Source organism: Actinomyces sp. Z5 (assembly GCF_003287795.1).
Taxonomy (GTDB): domain Bacteria; phylum Actinomycetota; class Actinomycetes; order Actinomycetales; family Actinomycetaceae; genus Actinomyces; species Actinomyces glycerinitolerans.
Genome location: NZ_QMIN01000031.1, coordinates 5,406 through 11,083, shown reverse-complemented (window position 1 = coordinate 11,083; position 5,678 = coordinate 5,406). Strand labels below are relative to the sequence as shown.

The following is a 5,678-nucleotide window of genomic DNA, read 5'->3' as shown; positions in this document are numbered from 1 at the left end:
GATAGCTCTCCGCCTAATACGACGACGCCGCAGCCCGGGCTGCCCCGGAGGCTGCGGCGTCGTCGTTGTGTGGTGAAGCCCGTGCGGGACCGCGACCCGATGGCCTACCGGTCCCAGCGACGAATCACTTGGCCTTCTCGAGGATCTCCACCAGTCGCCAACGCTTGGTGGCGCTCAGCGGCCGGGTCTCCATGATCAGCACGAGGTCGCCGGGGTGGGCGTCGTTGTGCTCGTCGTGGACCTTGAACTTCTTCGAGCGGCGCAGAACCTTGCCGTACAGGGAGTGCTTATAACGCTCCTCCACCTCGACGACGATGGTCTTCTGCATCTTGTCGGACACGACGTAGCCACGGCGCACCTTGCGGTGGTTGCGCTGGGGGGCGTCGGTGCCGGCCTGCTCGCCGGCGGTCACGTTGTCAGTGGTCTGTTCGCTCACTTGGCGTCCTCCTCCTGAGTGCTCGGAGCGGTGCGGATGCCGAGCTCGCGCTCGCGCACAATGGTGTAGATGCGGGCAATGTCGCGACGCACGGCCTTCATGCGGCCGTGGTCCTCCAGCTGCCCGGTCGCGGACGCGAACCGGAGGTTGAACAGCTCCGTCTTGGCCTTGGACAGCTCCTCGGCGAGGCGCTCGTCGTCCATGGCGTCGAGGTCTGCGGGGGTGAGCCCCTTGGAACCGATAGCCATCAGATGTCACCACCCTCACGGGTCACGAAACGGGTCTTCATCGGCAGCTTCGCCTGGGCGCGACGCATGGCCTCGCGGGCCAGGTCGACGTCGACGCCGCCGAGCTCGAACATGATGCGTCCGGGCTTGACGTTGGCGATCCACCACTCCGGGGCGCCCTTACCGGAACCCATACGGGTCTCGGCGGGCTTCTTGGTCAGCGGACGGTCCGGGAAGATGTTGATCCACACCTTGCCGCCGCGCTTGATGTGGCGGGTCATGGCGATACGGGCCGCCTCGATCTGCCGGTTGGTGACGTAGGCGGGCTCGAGGGCCTGGATGCCGTAGTCGCCGAAGGCGATCTGGTTGCCGCCCTTGGACATGCCCGAACGGTGCGGGCGGTGCTGCTTGCGGTACTTGGTCCGGCGGGGGATGAGCACGGCTCAGGCCTCCGTTCCCTGATCGGGGGCAGCGTTCTCGGTGGCCGGCGCCTGCTCGGCCTGCTGCTCGTTCTGGCGCGGGGCGCGCTCACCGCGGCGGCCGCCGCGGCGCTCACCACGGCCGCGGCCGCGCGGGGCGGACTCGGCCTGCTGGCGGGCGAACTCGCGCTCGGTCATGTCGCCCTTGTAGATCCACACCTTCACGCCGATGCGGCCGAAGGTGGTCTTGGCCTCGTAGAAGCCGTAATCGATGTTGGCCCGCAGGGTGTGCAGCGGCACGCGCCCCTCGCGGTAGAACTCGCTGCGGCTCATCTCCGCGCCGCCGAGGCGGCCGGAGCACTGCACGCGCACACCCTTGGCGCCGGCGCGCATGGCCGACTGCAGTCCGCGGCGCATGGCGCGGCGGAAGGAGACGCGGCTGGCGAGCTGCTCGGCGATGCCCTGGGCGACCAGCTGCGCGTCCAGGTCGGGGTTGCGGACCTCGAGGATGTTGAGCTGAACCTGCTTGCCGGTCAGCTTCTCCAGCTGGCCGCGCAGGCGCTCGGCCTCCACGCCGCGACGCCCGATGACGATGCCGGGGCGGGCGGTGTGCAGGTCGACGCGGACCCGGTCGCGGGTGCGCTCAATGTCGACCTTGGAGATGCCGGCGCGCTCCATGCCGTTCTCCATGAGGCGCCGGATCTTGACGTCCTCGTCCACGAAGTCGCGGTAGCGCTGACCGGGCTTGGTGGAGTCGGCGAACCAGCGGGAGCGGTGGTCCGTGGTGATGCCCAGGCGGAAACCGGTCGGGTTGACCTTCTGCCCCATTACCGGGCTCCTTCCTGCTTGGCGGTGTCGGCGCGGTCGCCGACGACGACGGTGATGTGACTGGTGCGCTTGAGGATCCGGGCCGCGCGTCCCTGGGCGCGCGGGCGGAACCGCTTGAGGGTCGGGCCCTCGTCGGCGTACACCTCGGTGATGAACAGGTCGTTCTCGTTGAAGCGCTCGCCGTCGCGCTCGGCCTTGTACCGGGCGTTGGCGATAGCGGACTCGATGACCTTGCGGACGGGCACTGCAGCGGACTGCGGTGCGAAACGCAGCACGCCCACGGCGTCGACGGCGCGCTTGCCGCGGACCTGGTCCACGATCCGGCGTGCCTTCATCGGCGTGCAGCGCACGTACTTGGCCTGCGCCTTGGCTTCCATGATTCTTAGCCTCTCAAACTCTCCGGCGCCCGTCAGCGACGCGCCTTGCGGTCGTCCTTGACGTGCCCACGGAAGGTACGGGTGGGAGCGAACTCACCGAGCTTGTGGCCCACCATGGACTCGGTAACGAACACCGGGACGTGCTTGCGGCCGTCGTGGACGGCGAAGGTGTGCCCGATGAAGTCCGGCGTGATCATCGAACGCCGGGACCAGGTCTTGATGACGTTCTTGGTGCCCTGCTCGTTCTGGGCGTCCACCTTCTTCTGCAGGTGGTCGTCGACGAAGGGGCCCTTCTTAAGGCTTCGCGACATGACTGGCTCCTATCAGCGCTTCTTGCCGGTCCGGCGACGGCGCACGATGAGCCGGTCACTGGACTTGTTGGGACGACGGGTACGGCCCTCAGGCTTGCCCCAGGGCGAGACGGGGTGGCGACCACCAGAGGTGCGGCCCTCACCACCACCGTGGGGGTGGTCCACCGGGTTCATGACCACACCGCGCACGGTCGGGCGGACGCCCTTCCAGCGCATGCGGCCGGCCTTGCCCCAGTTGATGTTGGACTGCTCGGCGTTGCCGACCTCGCCGATGGTCGCCCGGCAGGCGGCCTCGACGTTGCGGATCTCGCCGGAGGGCATGCGCAGCTGCGCGTACTTGCCCTCCTTGGCGACCAGCTGCACCGAGGTGCCGGCGCTGCGGGCGATCTTGGCGCCACCGCCGGGGCGCAGCTCGACGGCGTGCACCACGGTACCGGTGGGGATGTTGCGCAGCGGCAGGCAGTTGCCCGGCTTGATGTCGGCCTCGGGGCCGGCCTCGATCCGGTCACCCTGGCGCAGGCCGTTGGGGGCCAGGATGTAGCGCTTCTCGCCGTCGGCGTAGTGCAGCAGGGCGATGCGGGCGGTGCGGTTCGGGTCGTACTCGATGTGCGCGACCTTGGCGGGCACGCCGTCCTTGTCGTGCCGGCGGAAGTCGATCAGCCGGTAGGCGCGCTTGTGACCGCCACCCTTGTGACGGGTGGTGATGCGCCCGGAGGAGTTGCGGCCACCGGTCTTGCTCAGCGGCCGGACCAGCGACTTCTCGGGGCGGTTGCGGGTCAGCTCGCTGAAGTCGGCGACCGACGAGCCGCGGCGACCGGGGGTCGTCGGCTTGTACTTACGGATTGCCATCTCGATCTTCTACCTTCCGTGTCAGTCCGTCACGTCGCCGAAGATGTCGATGGTGCCCTCGCGCAGAGTCACGATCGCGCGCTTGGTGTCCTTCGACTTGCCGATGCCCGTGCGGGTGCGGCGGGTCTTGCCGCGGCGGTTGAGCGTGTTCACCGAGGCGACCTTGACATCGAAGATGGACTCGATGGCGATCTTGATCTCGGTCTTGTTGGCGTCGGGGGCCACGACGAAGGTGTACTGCCCGCGATCCATGCAGGTGTACGACTTCTCGGAGACGACCGGCGCAATAATCACGTCGCGGGGGTTCTTGCTCTTTACGAAGCTCACTTGGACTCCTCCTCACCCTTGCCGAGGAAGTCGTCCAGGGCGGCGGCGGTGAAGACGACGTCGTCGGAGTTGAGGACGTCGTAGGTGTTCAGCTGGTCGGCCTTGAGCACGTGCGCCTCGGGGGCGTTGCGCAGGCTGAGTCGGGTGAGTTCGTCGGTGCCGGTGGCGACCACCAGGGACTTGGGGCGGTCCGTGAGGTTGCGCAGGGCGGCGAGGGCCGACTTGGTGGACGGCTTCTCGGAGGTGACGAACTCGGTGATGACGTGGATGCGGCCGTTACGGGCCCGGTCGGACAAGGCCGAGCGCAGGGCGGCGGCCTTCATCTTCTTCGGGGTGCGCTGGGAGTAGTCGCGCGGCTGCGGGCCGTGCACGGTACCGCCGCCGGTGAACTGGGGGGCGCGGATGGAGCCCTGGCGGGCGCGGCCGGTGCCCTTCTGTCGGTAGGGCTTGCGGCCACCGCCGCGGACCATGCCGCGGGTCTTGGTGGCGTGGGTGCCCTGGCGGGCCGCGGCCAGCTGGGCCACGACGACCTGGTGCATCAGCGGGATGTTGAGCTCGACGTCGAAGATCTCGCCGGGCAGCTCCACGGTGCCGGTCTTGGCTCCGGTGGAGTCGACGACGTCGACGGTGATGGTGTCTGCCATGGTGTCAGGCTCCCTTCACGGCGGTGCGGATGACGACCACGGAGCCCTTGGGGCCGGGGATGGCGCCGCCCATGAGCAGCACGCCCTTTTCGGTGTCGACGCCGCGGACCTTGAGGTTCTGGACGGTCGTGGTCGCGTGGCCCATGCGGCCGGCCATGCGCAGGCCCTTGAAGATGCGGCCCGGGGTGGCGCAGGCGCCGACGGAGCCGGGCTTGCGGTGGTTGCGGTGGGCACCGTGGGAGGCGCCGACGCCGGAGAAGCCGTGGCGCTTCATGGTGCCGGCGAAGCCCTTACCCTTCGAGGTGCCGGTGACGTCGACCAGCTGGCCGACTTCGAAGGTGTCGGCCGCGAGCTCCTGGCCGGGCGCGAACTCGCCGGCGAGCGAGGTGCGCACCTCGGCGACGTGGCGGCGGGGGGTGACGCCGGCCTTGGCGAAGTGGCCAGCGAGCGGCTTGGTTACCTTGCGCTCATCGATCTCGCCGAAGGCGAGCTGGACGGCCTCGTAGCCGTCGTTCTCGACGGTGCGGATCTGGGTGACGACGTTGGGGTCCACGCGCACGACCGTGACCGGACGCAGGGCGCCGTTCTCGTCCCAGACCTGAGTCATGCCGAGCTTGGTGCCGAGCAGCGCCTTGATGGGCGCGGCGGACCGCTGGTTGGTAGTCATGGCTTCAGTCCTCAGAGCTTGATCTCAATGTTGACGTCGGCCGGCAGGTCGAGACGCATGAGCGAGTCGACGGCCTTCGGCGTCGGGTCGACGATGTCGATCAGCCGCTTGTGCGTACGCATCTCGAAGTGCTCGCGGCTGTCCTTGTACTTGTGGGGCGACCGGATGACGCAGAACACGTTCTTCTCGGTCGGCAGCGGCACTGGGCCCACGACCGTCGCGCCCGCGCGGGTCACGACGTCGACGATCTTGCGCGCCGAGGAGTCGATGACCTCGTGGTCGTAGGACTTGAGCCGGATGCGGATCTTCTGTCCCGCCATGGCGCCTAACCTCTCTTGCTTTCGGTGACCGGTCCACGCGCTCGGGCGTGTCGCAGTGCGACGCGCACCTCGGCCCGGTCAAGGGCTGGTGAGCCGGTCTGGACACACGGAATCCCGATGGCGATCGGGTCCGTCAGACTGGATTCCGGGGTGGGCCCCCGGTGCGGCCGGAGCGGGCGTTGGCCCGCCGGCTGGCCTACGTTATCAGCGCCGCGCCCGCATGCGAAAGCCGAGCAGGCCCGCAGGGCCTGTGAGACCGCGCACGGGTCCACG

General features: G+C 68.8%; 11 protein-coding genes. All 11 read right to left on the bottom strand.

Translation table 11 applies throughout. The features are described 5' to 3' along the window. Positions 1-124: 124 nt before the first annotated feature. From rpsQ to rpsJ, 11 genes are read right to left on the bottom strand one after another with little or no spacing between them, the layout of a single operon-like run. On the bottom strand, positions 125-412 hold the full coding sequence (gene rpsQ / locus DRB06_RS03420; protein ID WP_234416191.1) for a 30S ribosomal protein S17: 288 nt from the start codon (positions 410-412) through the stop codon (positions 125-127). 20 nt (positions 413-432) lie between these two features. Next, positions 433-684, bottom strand: a complete 252-nt coding sequence (gene rpmC, locus DRB06_RS03415; RefSeq protein WP_073327542.1) for a 50S ribosomal protein L29 — start codon at positions 682-684, stop codon at positions 433-435. After that, a complete protein-coding gene (rplP, locus tag DRB06_RS03410) occupies positions 684-1,103 on the bottom strand; it encodes a 50S ribosomal protein L16 (RefSeq protein ID WP_073327544.1) in 420 nt (139 codons plus the stop codon). Before rplP ends, rpmC begins: the two co-directional genes overlap by 1 nt. A gap of 3 nt (positions 1,104-1,106) precedes the next feature. Next, the gene (gene rpsC / locus DRB06_RS03405; protein WP_073327546.1) at positions 1,107-1,910 is read right to left on the bottom strand and encodes a 30S ribosomal protein S3; all 804 of its coding nucleotides are present in this window, start codon (positions 1,908-1,910) and stop codon (positions 1,107-1,109) included. After that, entirely contained in the window at positions 1,910-2,287 is a 378-nt protein-coding gene (rplV, locus tag DRB06_RS03400; protein WP_108966216.1) for a 50S ribosomal protein L22, read from the bottom strand. Before rplV ends, rpsC begins: the two co-directional genes overlap by 1 nt. 32 nt (positions 2,288-2,319) lie before the next feature. Next, complete coding sequence (gene rpsS / locus DRB06_RS03395; protein WP_073327549.1) at positions 2,320-2,598, bottom strand: 30S ribosomal protein S19; 279 nt, start codon at positions 2,596-2,598, stop codon at positions 2,320-2,322. Positions 2,599-2,610: 12 nt separating this feature from the next. After that, positions 2,611-3,447 (bottom strand): 50S ribosomal protein L2, encoded by an 837-nt coding sequence (rplB, locus tag DRB06_RS03390; RefSeq protein WP_073327550.1) that lies wholly within the window; start codon positions 3,445-3,447, stop codon positions 2,611-2,613. A 21-nt stretch (positions 3,448-3,468) separates the two neighbouring features. Then, positions 3,469-3,774, bottom strand: coding sequence for a 50S ribosomal protein L23 (rplW, locus tag DRB06_RS03385; protein WP_073327552.1), 306 nt, complete (start codon positions 3,772-3,774; stop codon positions 3,469-3,471). Then, positions 3,771-4,418: a 50S ribosomal protein L4 gene (rplD, locus tag DRB06_RS03380; RefSeq protein WP_073327554.1), complete on the bottom strand. Its 648-nt coding sequence runs from the start codon at positions 4,416-4,418 to the stop codon at positions 3,771-3,773. Before rplD ends, rplW begins: the two co-directional genes overlap by 4 nt. 4 nt (positions 4,419-4,422) lie before the next feature. Continuing rightward, positions 4,423-5,085 (bottom strand): 50S ribosomal protein L3, encoded by a 663-nt coding sequence (rplC, locus tag DRB06_RS03375; protein ID WP_073327555.1) that lies wholly within the window; start codon positions 5,083-5,085, stop codon positions 4,423-4,425. Between the two features lie 11 nt (positions 5,086-5,096). Beyond that, positions 5,097-5,405 carry a 30S ribosomal protein S10 gene (gene rpsJ / locus DRB06_RS03370; RefSeq protein WP_003786051.1) on the bottom strand — a complete coding sequence of 103 codons (309 nt, stop codon included), beginning with the start codon at positions 5,403-5,405 and terminating at the stop codon, positions 5,097-5,099. Positions 5,406-5,678 lie beyond the last annotated feature (273 nt).

Bases quoted from the DNA above. Each gene is read 5' to 3' on its own strand.
- rplD (WP_073327554.1), bottom strand. From the start codon at position 4,418: ATGGCAGACACCATCACCGTCGACGTCGTCGACTCCACCGGAGCCAAG.
- rpsC (WP_073327546.1), bottom strand. From the start codon at position 1,910: ATGGGGCAGAAGGTCAACCCGACCGGTTTCCGCCTGGGCATCACCACG.
- rpsS (WP_073327549.1), bottom strand. From the start codon at position 2,598: ATGTCGCGAAGCCTTAAGAAGGGCCCCTTCGTCGACGACCACCTGCAG.
- rplB (WP_073327550.1), bottom strand. From the start codon at position 3,447: ATGGCAATCCGTAAGTACAAGCCGACGACCCCCGGTCGCCGCGGCTCG.
- rpmC (WP_073327542.1), bottom strand. From the start codon at position 684: ATGGCTATCGGTTCCAAGGGGCTCACCCCCGCAGACCTCGACGCCATG.
- rplC (WP_073327555.1), bottom strand. From the start codon at position 5,085: ATGACTACCAACCAGCGGTCCGCCGCGCCCATCAAGGCGCTGCTCGGC.
- rpsJ (WP_003786051.1), bottom strand. From the start codon at position 5,405: ATGGCGGGACAGAAGATCCGCATCCGGCTCAAGTCCTACGACCACGAG.
- rplV (WP_108966216.1), bottom strand. From the start codon at position 2,287: ATGGAAGCCAAGGCGCAGGCCAAGTACGTGCGCTGCACGCCGATGAAG.